Source organism: Rhizobium sp. NLR10b (genome assembly GCF_019685435.1).
Classification (GTDB): Bacteria; Pseudomonadota; Alphaproteobacteria; order Rhizobiales; family Rhizobiaceae; genus Rhizobium.
Genome location: NZ_JABDWV010000014.1, coordinates 20,799 through 37,954 on the forward strand (window position 1 = coordinate 20,799; position 17,156 = coordinate 37,954).

The 17,156-nt window shown below is 61.4% G+C and carries 12 protein-coding genes and 2 pseudogenes; 7 read left to right on the forward strand and 7 right to left on the reverse strand.

Annotated features, from left to right (window positions below):
* Positions 1-18: 18 nt before the first annotated feature.
* Positions 19-772, reverse strand: a pseudogene (locus HJB91_RS22040) (SDR family oxidoreductase).
* Between the two features lie 337 nt (positions 773-1,109).
* On the opposite strand from HJB91_RS22040, the gene HJB91_RS22045 reads away from it, so the two are divergent.
* The 7 genes and pseudogenes from HJB91_RS22045 (at position 1,110) to HJB91_RS22075 (ending at position 8,515) form a co-directional block, all read left to right on the forward strand.
* On the forward strand, positions 1,110-4,745 hold the full coding sequence (locus HJB91_RS22045; protein ID WP_221155891.1) for a PAS domain-containing protein: 3,636 nt from the start codon (positions 1,110-1,112) through the stop codon (positions 4,743-4,745).
* On the forward strand, positions 4,742-5,383 hold the full coding sequence (locus HJB91_RS22050) for a response regulator transcription factor (RefSeq protein WP_210631887.1): 642 nt from the start codon (positions 4,742-4,744) through the stop codon (positions 5,381-5,383). The genes HJB91_RS22045 and HJB91_RS22050 overlap by 4 nt, the downstream gene beginning before the upstream one ends.
* Positions 5,384-5,385: 2 nt before the next feature.
* A complete protein-coding gene (locus HJB91_RS22055) occupies positions 5,386-5,763 on the forward strand; it encodes a response regulator (protein ID WP_210631886.1) in 378 nt (125 codons plus the stop codon).
* Position 5,764: 1 nt separating this feature from the next.
* On the forward strand, positions 5,765-6,457 hold the full coding sequence (locus HJB91_RS22060) for a response regulator transcription factor (protein WP_210631885.1): 693 nt from the start codon (positions 5,765-5,767) through the stop codon (positions 6,455-6,457).
* Between the two features lie 183 nt (positions 6,458-6,640).
* Positions 6,641-6,994 carry a helix-turn-helix transcriptional regulator gene (locus HJB91_RS22065; protein ID WP_210631884.1) on the forward strand — a complete coding sequence of 118 codons (354 nt, stop codon included), beginning with the start codon at positions 6,641-6,643 and terminating at the stop codon, positions 6,992-6,994.
* 205 nt (positions 6,995-7,199) lie between these two features.
* Positions 7,200-7,860: pseudogene (locus HJB91_RS22070) on the forward strand (nitroreductase).
* A gap of 82 nt (positions 7,861-7,942) precedes the next feature.
* Positions 7,943-8,515, forward strand: coding sequence for an NADPH-dependent FMN reductase (locus HJB91_RS22075; protein WP_210631883.1), 573 nt, complete (start codon positions 7,943-7,945; stop codon positions 8,513-8,515).
* A gap of 105 nt (positions 8,516-8,620) precedes the next feature.
* Here the strand turns inward: HJB91_RS22075 and HJB91_RS22080 are convergent, their stop codons facing one another.
* The 6 genes from HJB91_RS22080 to HJB91_RS22105 all read right to left on the reverse strand — a co-directional run bounded on the left by HJB91_RS22080 (position 8,621) and on the right by HJB91_RS22105 (position 16,934).
* Entirely contained in the window at positions 8,621-9,808 is a 1,188-nt protein-coding gene (locus HJB91_RS22080; RefSeq protein ID WP_221155943.1) for a mandelate racemase/muconate lactonizing enzyme family protein, read from the reverse strand.
* A gap of 12 nt (positions 9,809-9,820) precedes the next feature.
* Entirely contained in the window at positions 9,821-11,038 is a 1,218-nt protein-coding gene (locus tag HJB91_RS22085) for a mandelate racemase/muconate lactonizing enzyme family protein (protein ID WP_221155892.1), read from the reverse strand.
* The gene (locus HJB91_RS22090) at positions 11,035-12,756 is read right to left on the reverse strand and encodes an ABC transporter ATP-binding protein (RefSeq protein WP_221147410.1); all 1,722 of its coding nucleotides are present in this window, start codon (positions 12,754-12,756) and stop codon (positions 11,035-11,037) included. The genes HJB91_RS22085 and HJB91_RS22090 overlap by 4 nt, the downstream gene beginning before the upstream one ends.
* Positions 12,757-12,763: 7 nt before the next feature.
* Positions 12,764-13,885 carry an ABC transporter permease gene (locus HJB91_RS22095; RefSeq protein ID WP_210631880.1) on the reverse strand — a complete coding sequence of 374 codons (1,122 nt, stop codon included), beginning with the start codon at positions 13,883-13,885 and terminating at the stop codon, positions 12,764-12,766.
* A 9-nt stretch (positions 13,886-13,894) separates the two neighbouring features.
* Positions 13,895-14,881: an ABC transporter permease gene (locus HJB91_RS22100; RefSeq protein ID WP_210631879.1), complete on the reverse strand. Its 987-nt coding sequence runs from the start codon at positions 14,879-14,881 to the stop codon at positions 13,895-13,897.
* 115 nt (positions 14,882-14,996) lie between these two features.
* Positions 14,997-16,934 (reverse strand): ABC transporter substrate-binding protein, encoded by a 1,938-nt coding sequence (locus tag HJB91_RS22105; RefSeq protein WP_221155893.1) that lies wholly within the window; start codon positions 16,932-16,934, stop codon positions 14,997-14,999.
* Positions 16,935-17,156: the final 222 nt, after the last annotated feature.

Genomic DNA, 17,156 nt, shown 5'->3' on the forward strand with positions numbered 1-17,156 from the left:
CAAAATTCAAGATGGCCGCTAAGCCGCCATCGACCTATAGAGCCACTCGGAGAGCGTCTGGCTCCCCACGCGCGCGCCGACATGAGGCAGCAACACATCACCGCTCAGTTCAACGCCGAAATACGAGGTGGAAGGATCGGTTATCACCTGTCGCGGGTCCTCGTTCGCGGACAGATAGATGCGGGCGATTTCGTCGATGCCGAACTGTTCGGGGCCGCCGATCTCGACGATATTGCCCAAGGGATCTCCGGCTGACAATTCCGCCAGGAATGCCGCGACTTCCCGAGCCCAGACCGGCCTGATGGGGGCCGGAGGCAAACGAACGACGTTGCCTTCGGCACCGATGTCGATCACGCCGTTGATGAATTCGTAGAACTGCGTCGAGCGGAGGATCGTGTAGGGGGCGAGTCGAGGCCCTGATGAGATTTTCTTGAACCGCTTTCGCGCGAAAATAATCGCTTTCGACGAGGCACGGCGTGCCGACGACGGAGAGCGCGAGATAGTGCCGGACGCGGGCTTCCGCCGCCGCCGCGAGCAGGTTCTTCGTCGATGCCTTGAAGAAATCGAGCGCCGAACTGTCGCCAAAGGACGCGGCATTGGTCACATCGATGACGACGTCCGCTCCCGTCATCGCCGCATCGAGGCCCTTGCCGATCACCGTATCGACTCCGAGCGACAGAGATGCGGCCGTGACGTCGTGGCCCAAACGCCGCAGCTCCGCCGCCAGTTGCGTTCCGATCAGACCGCTTGCTCCCGCTATCATGATTTTCATCTCGGCATCCTCTGTTGCATCGTCTATATGCCCGCGCGGACGGAGAATGACCGGGACGCCGAACGCCTTCCATCATGCTTGAGGGTCGGATGTCCGAGACGCAGGACATAGCGGAGCCAGCCCAAAGTCTAGGATGCCGGATCGGAAAGATGGAAGGTCAGCCGGCGGTGGAGAAATCCGCCTACATCCCCGCGCAATGCATGGGTTTCCATGAGTTGCGGTTGTGGTGCGCCAGGATTACGGTTCCAGTATGAGCGCGCCGGCCCCGAAATGGAAAACAACTGCTGCAGGACATGCTGACAATTCCCTGGCTTCGCCTGTCCAGCCGGAACGATGGATGGAAAGCGTCTGGTCGCACCGCCCGCCATTCCTGCGTCTGGCGCTTTTCTTCCTCGCCTATGTGCTCGCGTGCGGCTTCGCCCAGTCGCTCGCGGTGGTGCCGGAAACCGGTATTTCCATCTGGCCTCCGGCCGGGCTGTTCATCGCGACCCTGATCCTCGCCTCCCGACCCAGCTGGCCATGGTGGATACTGGCCGGCTGCCTGGGAGAGATGTTCAGTAATGTCCTATGGTTCCATAGTCCGCAAGCTGCGGCCTTCCTGATCTATGTCGGCAACGCTCTCGAAGCGATGGTCGCGGCATGGCTCGTCAACCGGACTTTGAAGCTCCCGGTTCGGCTCGAAACCCTGCAGGAAGTGATTGCATTTGTTATCATCAGCGCCGGAATTGCGCCAACCGTCAGCGCGACCATCGGAAGCGCCACGCTTGCCTGGTTCAGCATCCAGTCGCAATCCTTCCTGACGGCCTGGCCCTTATGGTGGATCGGAGACGCGACCGGTGTCCTGATCGTGGCACCGCTTGCACTGGTTCTGTTCCACAGCTGGCCCGGCAAGACCCAACTCTCGGCAGGGCAATGGGTGGAAGCTGCCGTCCTGGCGCTGATCTTTCTCGGCGTCGCCGCTCTTTCGCTGAGTGGCTATCTCCCCTTCGCCTATATCATCATGCCGCCTCTTCTCTGGGCCGCGGTCCGCTTCGAAATCAAGGGGGCGGCAGTGTCGCTCGCTCTCCTAGCCCTGATCACCGCCGTCTCCACGATGACGGGCGCCAGCCAGTTTGCCGGCGATCCGGCGTCCCAGAAATACAACCAGGTCATGCTGCAGCTTTTCCTGGCGATCTCAGCATTCTCAGCGCTGATCGTCGCCGCCATATCGCGTCAGCATCAGCTGGCGGTGTTTTCGTTGCGTCAGAGCGTGGAAACGCTCAGCGAAAGGGAACGGGAATTATCGCAGCTCGTAGACATGGTGCCGAGCCATGTCTGGCGCCTGAGACCGGACGGCGAGCCGACCTTCTTCAACAAACGCATGATCGACTTCCTCGGCATCGACGTTGCGGATTCAGACCGGCCTGATGTGAGCCGGCTGGAGGCAGTCCTTCAAGCCATCGTTCATCCCAATGATATCGCGGCGTTCAGAGAGTCGCTCAGCCATTGCCTCGTCACCGGCGAAGTCTTCGCCATGCGCTATCGGCTGCGCCGCGCCGACGGCGTCTATCGGTGGATGTCGAGCCGCGCCGTGCCCATGCGCGATCAGGCTGAAAAAATCGTCCAATGGTACGGTCTTTGCCACGATATCGATGATCAGGTCCAGGCCGAAGAGGCCCTGCGCCGGAGCGAGCAGCAGCTGCAGCAGATGATCGATGCCGTTCCCGTCCGCATCTGGAGTGTGGAGCCGGCGGGCGGGTCGATCTACTTCAACAAACGCTACCAGGATCACTTCCGAGCGGTCATCGCCGATTTCGATGCCCTGGCCGAACCGCGCATCGACGAGCTGCTGGACCAGCTGGTGCATCCCCACGAGGCGCCCGCTGTGCGGCGCATGCTACGCAATTGCTTCGAAAGCGACGGCGGCACCGCGATGCGGTTCCGCTGGCTTGAAAAAGACGGCGTCTATCGCTGGGCCGAATGCAGGGTGGAGCCGCGGCGCGACGACGAGGGGAAGGTCGTGCAATGGTACGGCGTGTCCCTCGACATCGATGACGAGGTGCGGGCGCTGGAAGCCTTGCGCGATCGCGAGCGCGAACTCTCGCAGCTCGTGGACATGGTCCCGGTCCAGATCAGGCGCCTGACGCCGGAAGGCGAGCCGGTCTTCTTCAACAAGCGCCTGATCGACTTTTTCGGTGTCGACGTCGGAGATATGGATCGGCCGGGCATGAGCCGCCTTTCCTCAAACGTTCACACTCTCGTCCATCCAGATGATGCGCCCAGGCTGCTTGAGACAGTCCACCATTCCCTCGCCAGCGGCGATCCCTTCTCGATCAAATACCGCATGCGTCGTTTCGACGGTGCCTATCGTTGGGTCGACTGCCGCGCCGAGCCGCTGCGGGGTCAGAACGGTGAGATCGTGCAATGGTACGTGATATCGGTCGACATCGACGACGAGATGCGCGCGCAGGAGGCGCTGCGCAATCGGGAGCGGGAGCTCTCCCAACTGGTGGACATGGTCCCGAGTCTGCTCTGGCGGCTCAATCCGCAAGGCAGTCCAACCTTTTTCAACAAGCGCCTGATCGATTTTCTCGGTCTCGACGTCGCCGAGATGGAGAAACCGGGCATCAGCCGGCTCGCGGCCCTCATTGAAGTCGCCGTCCATCCCGAAGATGCTGAGAAACTCTCCGAGGCGCTCAACCATTCCCTGGTCACCGGCGAACGCTTCTCGCAACAATTTCGCCTCCGGCGCGCTGACGGCGTCTATCGCTGGGTGAAGGGCAGCGCCGAGCCGCTGCGTGACGAAAACGGGCAGATCGTCCAGTGGTACGGTCTGTCGCATGATATCGACGACCAGCTGCGCGTCGAGAAGGCGCTGCGCGAGAGGGAACGGTCGCTCTGGCAGATCGTCGAAACGCTGCCTGTGATGATCGACTGCGCGGCTCCCGACGGAGAGCCGGTCTATCGCAATCCGCAGCTTCGGGATTTTCTCGGATACAGGCTCGAAGACCTTGACGGAACCGGCAAGTCACGGCTGGCCGGCACACTCGATGCCGGCGTTCATCCCGACGACCTGGCCGATGTCAAGGAGAAATATGCCCATTCGCTCGCCACCGGCGAACCCTATGCGCGCCGGCATCGGCTGCGGCGGTTCGATGGCGATTATCGCTGGGTGGAGACGCGGGCCGCGCCGATGCGCGACGGCGAGGGCGCGATCGTGCAGTGGAATGTCATATGCCTCGATATCGACGGTGAGGTTCAGGCGCAGGAAGAGCTGCGCCGGACGCAAGAGGGGCTTGCCCGGGCGGGCCAGGCAGCGAGCCTCGCCGAGCTTTCCGCCTCGATCGCGCACGAGGTGAACCAGCCCCTGGCGGCCGTGGTGGCGAATTCCCACGCCTGTCAGCGCTGGCTGATGGCCGACCCGCCGAATATGGAGCGGGCGCAGAGAACGGTCGAGCGCATCATCCGCGACGCCAATTCGGCGGCTGAGGTCGTCGGCCGCATTCGCGCCTTGTTCAAACAATCCGCCGACAGGAGAGTTCAGACGACTCTTTCCAGCGTCATCGAGGAGGTGCGCAGCCTGATGGCCGACGAAGCCTGGCGGCGGCGCGTCCGCATCGACGTCGATGTTGACGACAGCTTGCCGTCCATCGCGCTCGACCGCATTCAGATCCAGCAGGTTCTGATCAATCTCATCCGCAACGGGATCGAGGCCCTGGACGCCACGACAAGCGACAGGCTGGTCGAGATACGCTCGCACCAGGTCGGCAATGCCGTCCAGACCGAGATCCGCGATCTGGGGCGGGGCATCGAGTTTCCCGAAAAGATGTTCGAGCCTTTTTTCAGCACGAAGGAAAACGGCATGGGGATGGGGCTGGCGATCTGCCGCTCGATCGTCGAGCTGCATGGCGGACGATTGTGGGCGGAGAAGAACCAACCGCACGGAGCGACGTTGATCTTCACATTACCCATCGAAACGAAGGCAGCGTCATGACGACCGATGACCATATCGTCTTCATCGTGGATGACGATGAACGCATCCGGGAGGCTCTCGGCGAGCTGCTGGACTCGCATGGCATACGCGCCATCGCCTTCGAGTCTGCCTGCGACTATGTGCAAGCGAACAAGCCGGATGTTCCCGCCTGCCTCATCCTCGATATCGAACTGCCCGATATCAACGGCCTCGACCTGCAGAGGCAGATCGCCGACGGCGATCATCCGCCGATCGTCTTCATCACCGGACATGGGGACATCCCCTCCTCCGTGCGCGCCATCAAGCGCGGCGCGGTGGATTTTCTCACCAAGCCGTTCAGCGATGAGGACCTCATGGCGGCAATCCAGGCAGCGATCGCCGAGGATCGGGAAAAGAGAGCCGGCCGCGCAGAACTCGGAATGCTGAGGCAACACTATCTCGAACTGACGCCGCGCGAACGCGAGGTGTTGCCGCTCGTCGTCAGCGGCCTCCTCAACAAGCAGGCAGCGGCAGAGCTGGGGATCAGCGAAGTCACTCTGCAGATTCACAGAAGAAACGTGATGCAGAAGATGGCGGCTGCATCGCTCGCCGATCTCGTGCGCATCGCGGAGAAACTGGAAATACCGATAACCCACTCGCGCCGGGTGGGAGGGAATTGAACATGAACAAGACAAGACATGTCGTGGCAATTGTCGATGACGATCCAAGACTCCTCGAATCGATGAGTGACCTTCTGGAATCGGCGGGCTATGTCGCCCGCGGCTTCTCGTCGGCAGGCTCGCTGCTCGTCAATGGGCTGTCGGACCTGGATCTGCTCATCACCGACATCGGAATGCCCGGCATAGACGGCTTCGAGCTTCGTGATCTCGTCAGGAAATCACGTCCGGAGCTGCCGGTTTTCCTGATCACGGGCCGCCACGAGATCGCGGATCAGGGCCGCGCTCAAGGCGCCGGCGGATTCTTCCGCAAGCCATTCGATGCCCAGGCCCTGATCGCGGCCATCGCCCATGCCTTACACAAATCGAGAGATGGAGGGTGACATGAGGGTTGACCAGCCGTTCGTTCGTAGATCGGCGCCTTTTTCAGCGCAGCGTGAATGTGAAGAGGATCAGCCGCTCGTCATGATCGTGGACGACGACGCATCCATTCGCGAGGCGCTGTCGGAGCTGATCCTGTCGGCCGGTTTTCAGCCGATTAGCTTTGCTTCTACCCGCGAACTGCTCGATGCGGATGTTTTGGACAGACCCGGCTGCCTGATCCTCGATGTGCGCATGCCGGGGGCAAGCGGTCTCCACCTGCAGAGCCATCTGGCTGAGAACGGCATTGCCAAGCCGATCATCTTCCTGACCGGCCATGGCGATATCCCGATGACCGTCCAGGCGATGAAAGCCGGCGCCGTGGATTTCCTCACCAAGCCGGCGCGGGATCAGACGCTGCTTGATGCCGTGACCGCCGCTATTTCAATGGACGGCGAACGACGGGCGGAAGCGGCGATCGCCAATCGCAATATCGAACGGCTGGAGACGCTGACGCAGCGCGAGCGCGAGGTTCTGCACGAAGTGGCACGCGGACGCCTCAACAAGCAGATCGCCTTCGATCTCGGCATCAGCGAGGTGACGGTCAAGCTGCATCGCAGCAATGTCATGCACAAGATGGAGGCCGCCTCAATCGGCGAACTGATCCGGGCCTGGGAAACATTGCCGGCGCAGATGCGTCAGGCTGGGGCGCGTTAGCTTTTAATCAAGGAGCCAAGAACGCCGGCTGTCCATTTGATGCACGCCGTATCCGATTCACGCCAAAAAAGACGATGCGGCGCCGGCAATGGGTTCCGACCCCGCACGCTTGCGTTATCTCTAAATTAAAGTTCGGGGATATGACATCGTGCCCGGCTTTGGTTCCCCAAAGGAGATCTCGCCTTGAACAATCAATCGTCAGTCGCGCCTTCCCCTAAAACCAATGCCTTCGACACCGAAGCAAACTTCCTGTCGGCTATCGGGAATTCCAAACGGCTTCACATTCTGCATCTGTTGAGCGAAGGAGAAATGTCCGTAACCGTCCTGGCTGACGAAGTGGGATTGAGCCAATCTTCGACGTCTCAGCATCTGGCAATTCTTCGAGACCAGGAACTCGTGCAGACGCGAAGGGCTGCGCAGACGATCTACTATTCACTTCAATCTGAAGGGGTCAGGGCAATGCTCGATACGCTCGCGGACATCTTCGGATCGCATCGCCGTACGGCGGCAGAACGTGCTCGAGCCGTCGGCGCCTAACTCCAATGGCGGAACGCTGACCTTGCCGCTCATGATTGGTCTTCAATTCTGCTGACATGCGCCTCGACCCGTCGATCGCTGATGTACGTTTGATGTTCGTTTGATGTACGCCTCCTAGACCACGGTGTGATTACGCCTCCATTGCGAATGGAGATAATGAACCACATCAGAAACGGAACGAACGGCCCGGCGCACGGAGGCGATCATGGACGTATATGAGGCAGTCACAAGCCGACGGTCGGTGCGCGGATTCAGGGACCAGCCTGTGGCGATGGAGATACTTGAGCGCGTGCTGGCCGCCGCTGCCTGGTCGCCGTCAGGATCGAACATCCAGCCGTGGAATACCTACGTGATGACCGGTGCGCCGCTGGCCGAACTCAAGACGTCAGCCGTCGAGCGCGTTGCCCATGGCGACGCCTGGGACAAGCGGCAGTATGAGATGTATCCGTCGGTGCTGAAGCCCCCCTACGACGAGCGCCGCTCCGCCTTCGGCAAGGAGCGCTACAGCGCGCTCGGCATTGCGCGAGGACTGGGAGGCGCGCCAGCGGGCAGCAATCGCCAACTGGAATTGCTTCGGCGCGCCCGTCGCCCTGTCCTGCTAAATCGACCGTGACCTGGGTCTGCCCCAATGAGGCCGACGTCGGCATGTATCTGCAGACGGTCATGTTGCTGCTCCGCGCCGAAGGACTGCACAGTTGCCCGCAGATGGCGTGGTCGCAGGTGCGCGAGACGGTCGCCGAGGTCCTGTCGCCGCCCGATGGGCTGATCCTCTTCTGCGGCATGTCGATCGGCTACGAAGACCCTGCGGTTACGCCCGTACGGGCCGCGCCCCGCTGGCCGAAACGGTCACGTTCATCGACGAATAGTTGCTTGCACTCAAAGGACAGAGACCCCGTCGAGAATTCCGCGTATGATGGTCCCTTATCATGCGGGATACTGGAGAACGCCATGACCACGCATAAAGTAGGCTATCTTATCGGCAGCCTCGCCAAGGGCTCGATCAACCGCAAGCTCGCCAAGGCGTTGGTGCGCGTCGCCCCGCCGGAACTTGAAATGTCAGAGATCTCCTTCAAGGACCTGCCACTCTATAGCTACGATTACGACGCCGACTACCCTCCGGCCGGCAGAGCATTCAAGGCGGCAATCGCGGCCGTCGACGCAGTACTGTTCGTGACGCCCGAATATAATCGATCCATCCCCGGCGGGCTGAAAAACGCAATCGACTGGGCGAGCCGCCCTTACGGGACCAACTCGTTCACACGCAAGCCGTCGGCGGTGATCGGCACGTCGCCGGGCGCTATAGGCACAGCCGTCGCCCAGCAGAATTTGCGCAGCGTGCTCAGTTTCTGCAACTCTCCGCAGATGAATGCTCCAGAAGCCTACATCCAATTCACGCCGGGGCTGATTACTGATGACGGCGAGGTCACGAACGCCAGCACCGCCGATTTCCTTCGAACGTTCATGCAGGACTTCCACGTCTTCATCGCGAGGGTTCGCTCAGTGTTGCCGAAAGACGCCTAGAGGCGCTTGGAATGGGATGGCGATGTTCCTGCAATGCCTGCAAACGTGGCCGCGCAGGAGCGGCCGCGTCATCCGGCGGCCAGCTCCGATTAGTGTGTGAAGCCCTCAGGCGAAGGCATAAGAGCCGTCCGGCCGCTTCGGCACGCGCCGTTGCCAATGGATATAGCCTTCCTCCTGCATTGCCTTCTCGTCCATTTCGACGCCCCAGCCCGGCCGGTCGGGGCGCAGTTCGAGATGGCCATCCTTCGGCAGATAGGGGTCGACGACATAGCGGGTTTCCCCCTGCCGCTTCTCGATGTCGAGGCCGCCATAGACATAGGCCTGGCCTTTTGGCAGCCGGTATTCGAGGATGCGGAAATTCTGGGCCGCAGCCGAAAAATGCACATTGACCGCCGTTGCCAGCGGCCCCATCGGGTTGTGTGGAGCAATGCCGACGAAATAGGCTTCGGCAAGCGTGGCGATGCGGCGCATTTCGCTGATGCCGCCAACGACGCAAATGTCGGGCTGGATCAGGTCGGCGCCCTTGACCTGCAGCAGCCGCAGGAATTCGTTCCTGTTATAGAGCGACTCGCCGGTGGCCAGGACGCAGTTGAGCCCCTGTTTCAGGTCGCCCCAGGCCTCGATGTTCTCTGGACGCAGCGGCTCTTCGTAGAACAGCGGATCATAGGGCGCCAGCGCATTGCCGAGTTGCCTTGCGGCGATCGGTTCGAAAATCTTGGCATGAGCATCGAAGGCAATCTCGTATTCGTCATTGACCGTCTCGCGAAGCGAGCGGAAATAGTCGGCCGAGGCTTTTACGACATTGCCCCAGCGATGGGCATGCATGTCGATACGCCAGGGGCTGAGTTTGAAGGCGGTGAAGCCCCATTCCTCCTTGAGGCGATCGAACTCGTCGCGGGCGGCGGGCGCGTCGGGGGCGGTATAGACCCCGGCATAGACCTTGATGCGGTCGCGGACCTCGCCCCCCAGCAGCTTGTAGACCGGGACATTCGCGGCCTTGGCCGCCAAATCCCACAGGCAATGGTCGAGCGCGGAAATCGCGGCAAGGCCGAGTGCACCCGGCGGGAAGCGGCTTTGCTGGATCAGCAGGTTGACGAGATAATCGACGCGTGTCGGGTCCTGGCCGGAGAGAAAGCCGTAGAGATAATCGAGCAGCGGCGGCAGCGCCTTATCGGGGCCGTGATTGTAGCATTCGCCCCAGCCCGTCAGGCCGTCGCCGGTATCGAGCGCGACGATCACGCGGGGTCGGTCCTTGTCGCGGGTCATGAACACCCGCATGCGGTCGATCTTCATCATTCTGTCCTTCTAGCGATTGAAATAACTGCGGCGCGCCACGCGCGTCTGCACGTAGAGATGCTCGTCGTAGGTTCCGGGATTGTAGGAACCGGCGGCCTCCGGCACGGGAACGGAGACGTTGCCGCCGCTCGGAAAGCGGGCGACGAATTCCTCGTCGATATCGCAGCCAAGCCCGGGGGCGTCGGGAACGGTGATCATCCCGTCCACCTGCTCTGGATGCGGCACGATCGTCTGGCGGCGGCCGTCCCAGTCATCGTCGAGCCGCTCGAGGATGAGCGCGTTCGGAATGGCGGCCAACAGATGCAAGGCTGCATATTCCGCCACCGGTCCGAGCGAGCCTGAATGCGGTGCCATCTGGATATGATGGGCTTCGGCCATGGCCGCGATCTTCTTCATCTGGGTGATGCCGCCGGCTCGGCCGGTATCGGGCTGAATTACGTCGACCAGCTCTCTTTCGATGAGCTCGCGCTCGCCAAAGATGGTCGCCGAACGTTCGCCGGCGGCAAGCGGCACATGAGCGGCGTCGCGAATGCGCTGGTAGCCTTCGAGATTGTCGGGCGCGATCGGATCTTCCACCCACATCAGCTCATAGGGTTCGAGCGCCCGCACCAGGCGGCAGGCGTCCGCAGGGGTCAGCCATGGCGGCCCGTGCAGGTCGATGGCGACGTCCATATCGTCGCCGACCGCCTCGCGCAGTGCTGCGACCTTGCGAACCGGATCGGCCACGCCACCGCACTTGATCGCCTTTATGCCGCGCTGTTTGACCGCAAGCGCGCGTTCGGGCGTATTGGCATGCGAATAGATCGGGATCTTGTCGCGCACCTTGCCGCCGAGCAACATCCAGACCGGCACGCCGAGCGCCTTGCCCTTGATGTCCCAGAGGGCCATGTCGATGCCGGTCATCGCGCCGCCTCCGACGGTGCCGAGCATGCCGTGACCCATCATTGCGATATGCAACTTCTGCCACAGACGTTCGATATGGGCGGGATCTTCGCCGATCAGGAGAGGCGCCAGATCATGGATCGCCGTCTCGATCACCCGCGGCCAGCCGGAGCATTCGCCGATGCCGGTGATGCCTTCATCGGTGTCGATCTTCAAAAACAGCCAATTTCTCGTGCCCCGCAGCTGCGTGGATGCACCGTCTCCCGACCGCTCATCCGAGGCCCATTTCGAAGGGTCTGGCTGACCGGCGTGCATGAGAAATGTTCTTATGCCGGTGATCCTCATCGCTGAGCGCTCCCGTTCTTGAGAGTGTCGGGAGCGATATAGCGGAAGCGCCGCGAACGGTCGCGGTCACGTGGATCGGGGCGCGGAATGGCCGATATCAGCGCTTGCGTGTAAGCATGCTCGGGCGTGCGGCAGACCTTCTCCGCCTCACCGATTTCGACGAGCTGACCCTTATACATGACGCCGACGCGGTCGCACATATAGCGGATCACGCCGATATCATGGCTGATGAAGATATAGGCGAGGCCGAGTTCGTCCTGCAGGCGCATCAGGAGATCGAGCACCTGCGAGCGCACGGAGACGTCGAGCGCCGAGGTCGCCTCATCGGCAACGATGACCCGCGGATTGAGGGTGATGGCGCGGGCGATGCCGATGCGCTGGCGCTGGCCGCCGGAGAAGGCATGCGGGTAGCGTTCGCGCGCCCTCGGATCGAGGCCGACCTGCTCCATCAGGTGGCAGACGCGCTCGTCGAGCGCCCTCCCCTTGGCGATGCCGTTGACGAGCAAGGGTTCGCCGATGATCTGGGAGACGGTCATGCGTGGATTGAGGGAGCCGAAGGGATCCTGGAACACCATGCGCAATTCGCGGCGCGCGGCAGCAAGCGTCTGCCCTTTTGCCGTTGCCAGGTCGATGATGCCGCCATCGGCGCGGCGATAGAGGATTTCGCCGGCAGTTGGATCGAGCAGCCGCATGATCGAGCGGCCCATCGTCGTCTTGCCGGATCCGCTTTCGCCGACGATGCCGAGTGTCTCACCGGGCAACAGCGAAATGGAGACGTCGTCGAGTGCTTTTACCTCGCCGAAATCCATCGAAAGATTACGCAATTCCAGGATTGGCGCCGCCGTCCGATCGAGCGGCGCCCGCGCCAGGCGAATCTCGGCCTTCTGCTCCAGCTTCAGCACCGAGCCAATCAACATGCGGGTATAATCGTCTTTCGGGGCGTGAAAGATCTGCTCGACCGGCGCATATTCCTTGGCGACGCCGTTATGCATGACCAAAACATCATCGGCGATCTGCGCCACGACGCCCATATCATGCGTGATGAAGAGAACGGCCATGCCGTTGGCCTTCTGCAGCCGGGCGATCAGGTCGAGAATTTCGGCCTGCGTCGTCACATCAAGCGCCGTGGTCGGCTCGTCGGCGATCAGCAACTGCGGCCTGCAGGCGAGGGCCATGGCGATCATCGCGCGCTGACGCATGCCGCCGGAATATTGAAAGGCATATCGATCCAACGCCTTTTCAGGCGCGGGAATTTCCACCTGTTTGAGCAGCGATATGGCTTCGGCGCGCGCTTCCCCCTTGCTCATCCTGGTGTGGAGGCGAAGCGCCTCGATGATCTGGTTGCCGACGGTGTGGATGGGCGACAGCGACGACATCGGCTCCTGGAAGATCATCGCGATATCGCGGCCGCGGATCGCCCGGATCTGGCGCCCGCGCGGATTGAGGCTGGTCAGATCTATGGAGCCGCCCTTCGGGTGGTTCAATGTGATCGAACCGCCGGCGATCCGGCCGGGCGCGTCGACAATCTGCAGGATCGAGCGCGCCGTCACCGACTTTCCGGATCCGCTTTCACCCACCACGCAGAGCGTCTTGCCCGGCTCGATTGTAAAGGACAGGTCGCTGACGGCGCGAAAGACGCCGGTGCGCAGGGGGAACTCGACGGTGAGGTTTTTCACCTCGAGCAGCGGCCTGCCGGCAATGGGAACGATGTCGGTCATGCCGGCCTCATTTGTTGTAGGGATCGGCCGCGTCGCGCAGACCGTCGCCGAGGAGATTGAGCGCCATGACGGCGACCACGACCGCGCAGCCCGGCAGGAAGAGCCAGGGCGCCGTGGCGATCGAGCGAATGTTCTGGGCCTCGCGCAGCAGCACGCCCCAGGAAATGGTCGGCGGCTGCAGCCCGAGCCCGAGGAAGGACAGAGAGGTTTCAGCCAGGATCATCGCCGGCACTGCGAGGGTGATCGAAGCAATGATATGGCTCGCAAAGCTCGGCAGCATGTGGCGAAAGATGATGCGGCCTTCACGAACGCCATCCAGTCTGGCGGCCGCGACGAATTCCTCGGTTCGCAGGGATAGGAAGCGGCCGCGAACGACGCGGGCAAGCTGGGCCCAGCCGGTCAGCGACAGGATGATCGTGATCATCATATACTGCAGCGTCGCCGGCCAATCCTGCGGCAGGGCGGCAGCCATGGCGAGCCAGATCGGTATCGTCGGCAGCGACAGCACGAAGTCGATTACACGCTGCATGAAGAAATCGATGCGGCCGCCGTAATATCCCGAGATGCCGCCGATCACGATACCGAGCATCAATGACAGGAAGACGCCGACGAGGCCGATCGACAGCGAGACCTGCGAACCCTGAACCGTCCGGCTGAAAACATCGCGCCCCAGCCGGTCGGCGCCGAAGAGAAGCAACGGCGTCGTCTTGTCGGGCGAGGCGATCAGATGGATGTTGGTCTTGAACAGGCCAAACACGGAATATTCATAGCCGCGCCCGAAGAACTGGACGTCGACGCGCTTCGTCGTGTCTTCCTTGAAGATGGCGGCGAGCGTTTCCGGATCGCGGCTCAGCTTCATCGGATAATAGTGCGGACCGAAGGAAAATCCGTTCTCGGTATCGATCAGATGCAATTTCTGCGGCGGGTGGAAGGTCGCCCGCGCATTTTGCAGGTTCGGATCGTTGATGGTAAAGAAGCCCGGAACCAGGGCAACGATGTACATCATCACGGTGACGACGAGCGCCACCATGGCCAGTTTGTGGCGGCGAAAAGCCCACCAGATCAGCTGCCACTGCGATGCGACGGCGGCGCGATCCGGCTGAATGTTTGTAACGGCGATGTCGGCCATATCAGGCTCCTATTCCAACCGGATGCGGGGATCGACCAGCGCAAGCAGGATGTCGCTGATCAGAGAGCCTATCAGCGTCAGCGCGCAAATCAGCAGAACGAAGGCGCCGGCCAGATACATGTCCTGGGCCATCAGTGCCTGCAGCAGCAAGGGGGCGGCCGTCGGCAGGTTGAGGACGATGGCGACGACGACCGAGCCGGAGATGAGATTGGGCAGTAGCCAGGCAATCGTCGAGATGAACGGATTGAGCGCGATCATCATCGGATATTTCATCAGCAGGCGGAATTCCGAGAGCCCCTTTGCCCGTGCCGTCGTCACGTAAGGCTTCGGCAGCTCGTCGAGCATGTTTGCGCGCATGACGCGGATGAGGCTCGCCGTCGAGGAGACGGCAAGGATGACGACGGGAAGCCAGAGATGCGAGAAGAGATCGCCCATCTTGGCAAAGCTCCAGGGCGCATTCTCATATTGTGGCGAAAACAATCCACCGACGTCCTGGCCGAATTCGACCGCTGCGATATACATCAGCACCAGCGCCAGGAGGAAGGACGGAACGGCCAGACCGAAGAAGGTGAAGGCGGTGAAGAAATAGTCGCCGATCGAGTATTTGCGCACCGCGGAAAAGACGCCGATCGGAAGAGCAATCGCCCAGGTGGCGATCAATGTCGAAAGAGCGAGAACCAGGGTCAGCGCCATGCGCTCCCAGATCAGATCCGACACCGGCTGCTGCCATTCGAAGGAAATGCCGAAATCGCCGCGCGAGAGGATGCCCCAGATCCATTTGAAATATTGGATGAGCATCGGGTCATCGAGTCCGAAGCGTTCACGCAATTGTGCCGCGGTGTTCTGATCGACGATCTCGTTGGAAGCCGCCAGCGTCGCAATATAGGTCGTGACGTAATCGCCCGGCGGCAGCTGGATCAGCACGAAAGCGAGGAAGCTGACGGCAAAGAGCGATGGAATCATCCACAGCAAACGTTTGGCGATAAAGACCAGCATGGGCGCCTCTTGCATTGAGTACCGCCCTCGGGGCTAACCGGCTCTCATCGCCGGCAAGGCATCGGAAGGCGAACCGAAGAAAGCGCCGTACCGTCGGTACGGCGCTCGATCAAAATCAGCTCGTGAAGGTGAACTGCTGCGGCATCGCAGGTCCCGGATTGGGCCAGGACCAGCTATCCGGCTGCTTCTCGGGAACATTGCGCAGATTATTGCGGATGATGCCGAAGCCGCCAACGGCGAGGCAAAGTCCGACGGTCTCGAATTCCTCCGCGGCGATGTCGAAGATCTGCTTCATGATCGCGCCGCGTTTGTCGAGATCGGCCGTCGAACGCGCTTCGTCGAACAGCTTCATGCGCTTCTTCTGGCTTTCCGGCGGCTCCTCGCCGCGCGCGCCGTTAGACGTATACCAGAGCGTCCACGGAATGGCGTAACGCGAACCCTGCGGATGGAAAGCGAAGAAATCGCGCGGGTCAAGCATCGGATCGAGACCACCCGGCCCCGGCCACACCTGCGCATCATGGGCATTATCGTCGCCGCGGGTATAATAGAGGGCCCGCTCGATCGTATTGACCTTCATGTCGATGCCGATCTGCGACCAATGCGTCTTGACCAGCTCCAGGGCATCGACGAGATCGGGATAAAGCGTCGGAATGACGTCGACCGAGAAGAACACCTTCTGACCGTCGGGCCGAACGCGAAAGCCGTCCGGCCCCTTCTTATAACCGGCCTGATCAAGCATCGCGCCTGCCTTTTCAGGATCATATTCGGTGAATTGGCGCGCATATTTCTCATGATACCACGGATGGGTCGGACGCGGCCCGGCCTGGTAGGGCTCGCTCTGCCCGAAATAGACGATATCGATAAGCTCCGGGCGATTGATGCCGATCGAGAGCGCCTGCCGGAATGACTTGTCCGCAAACATCTTGCGCATGGCAGGATCTTTGTGGGTGATGTTGAAGTAGATCTGGCACTGCTGCGAGGCCGAAGGCACGAGCGTCAGCAGGCGATAATCGCCCTTCTGCATGTTCTGGGAAAGCGTCGGCTTGTTGGCCAGCACGCTGATGTGACGTTCCTGAATATCGATCTTGCCCGAGATGACGCTCAGCATCAGCGATTCGACGTCCTGGGAAATGCCGAAATTGATCTCATCGATGTAGGGAAGCTGGTTGCCTGCCGTATCGACCTGCCAGAAATAGGGGTTCCGGGCCATGACGACGCGCGTGGCGCCGCCGACATAAGGCTCACTGACGACCCAGGGATCGAGGGTCGGCTTGTCGACATTGCCCCAGCGTGTCGGGATCTCGATGTCACCGCAGCGGCTGCGGAAGAGCTCCGTCCAGCTGGTGACGCCCGCCTTCTTCGCATCGGCCTCGATATTGGGATTGTATTTCGGCAGGAACTGGCTGCAGTAATGCTTCGGGAAGAGCGTCGGATGCTGGCCGAGCGGCGTGGCGAGATTTTCGAGGTAAAGCGCGTTCGCCGCCGCAAAGGTGAACTTCACCGTATAATCGTCCATCTTCTCGACGGTGACCGGCTTGCCGGCGACAGCAAGCTGCGCCGGTGTCGAGCTGTAGAGTTCGGTGTTCTTGACGCAGTCTTCGATCGCGAAAACGACGTCGTCGGCGGTAAAGGGATGACCGTCTGACCAGCGCACGCCTTCGATCAGATGGAAGGTGAATTGCGTTGCGTCGTCGCTGACTTCCCAGCGCTCGGCAAGGTTCGGCTGCACGGCGGTGAATTCCAGATTCCAGCGCACGAGGCTCTGGTTGCCGACCATGCGCAGGATGCCGTTATGGTCGGATGAACCGCGCAGGCCGCGGCGCAACGTGCCGCCATAGGTGCCGACCTTCTCGAACGGCGTTACCACCATCGGCTTCTTCGGCAGGCGCTCGGCCAGCGGCGGCAATTTGCCGTCCTTGACCAGTTGCGCCAGCGCAGGCGCTTCGCCGCCGGCGGCGAAGGCGCGACCGGCGATGGACAGTGCTGCAGCACCAGCCATGCCGCCGAGAACGGCGCGGCGGGTGACACCGCGAGACAGAATTTCATTGGGCATCGATTCCTCCCCTTTTATGCCGGCACAGGCTTGTCCCGGCTGGTGCGGCGGGCTCCCGACCTGCCGTTTTGCGCCCTCCTCGGCGCTGGAACGAAACCATAGACACGTTCCCAAATGATTACAAGAGTTGACAGATAATTACAGATTCTATAGCACATGCCGTATCAGACACAACGCCAAGCCGTTGGCAATCCTGCGTTGGATAGAGAAAGAAGACAGATC

Coding starts and splice junctions, on each gene's coding strand:
- HJB91_RS22055 (WP_210631886.1), top strand. CDS start 5,386: ATGAACAAGACAAGACATGTCGTGGCAATTGTCGATGACGATCCAAGA.
- HJB91_RS22090 (WP_221147410.1), bottom strand. CDS start 12,756: ATGACCGACATCGTTCCCATTGCCGGCAGGCCGCTGCTCGAGGTGAAA.
- HJB91_RS22050 (WP_210631887.1), top strand. CDS start 4,742: ATGACGACCGATGACCATATCGTCTTCATCGTGGATGACGATGAACGC.
- HJB91_RS22080 (WP_221155943.1), bottom strand. CDS start 9,808: ATGAAGATCGACCGCATGCGGGTGTTCATGACCCGCGACAAGGACCGA.
- HJB91_RS22060 (WP_210631885.1), top strand. CDS start 5,765: ATGAGGGTTGACCAGCCGTTCGTTCGTAGATCGGCGCCTTTTTCAGCG.
- HJB91_RS22085 (WP_221155892.1), bottom strand. CDS start 11,038: ATGAGGATCACCGGCATAAGAACATTTCTCATGCACGCCGGTCAGCCA.
- HJB91_RS22075 (WP_210631883.1), top strand. CDS start 7,943: ATGACCACGCATAAAGTAGGCTATCTTATCGGCAGCCTCGCCAAGGGC.
- HJB91_RS22100 (WP_210631879.1), bottom strand. CDS start 14,881: ATGCTGGTCTTTATCGCCAAACGTTTGCTGTGGATGATTCCATCGCTC.
- HJB91_RS22045 (WP_221155891.1), top strand. CDS start 1,110: ATGGAAAGCGTCTGGTCGCACCGCCCGCCATTCCTGCGTCTGGCGCTT.
- HJB91_RS22105 (WP_221155893.1), bottom strand. CDS start 16,934: ATGCCCAATGAAATTCTGTCTCGCGGTGTCACCCGCCGCGCCGTTCTC.
- HJB91_RS22095 (WP_210631880.1), bottom strand. CDS start 13,885: ATGGCCGACATCGCCGTTACAAACATTCAGCCGGATCGCGCCGCCGTC.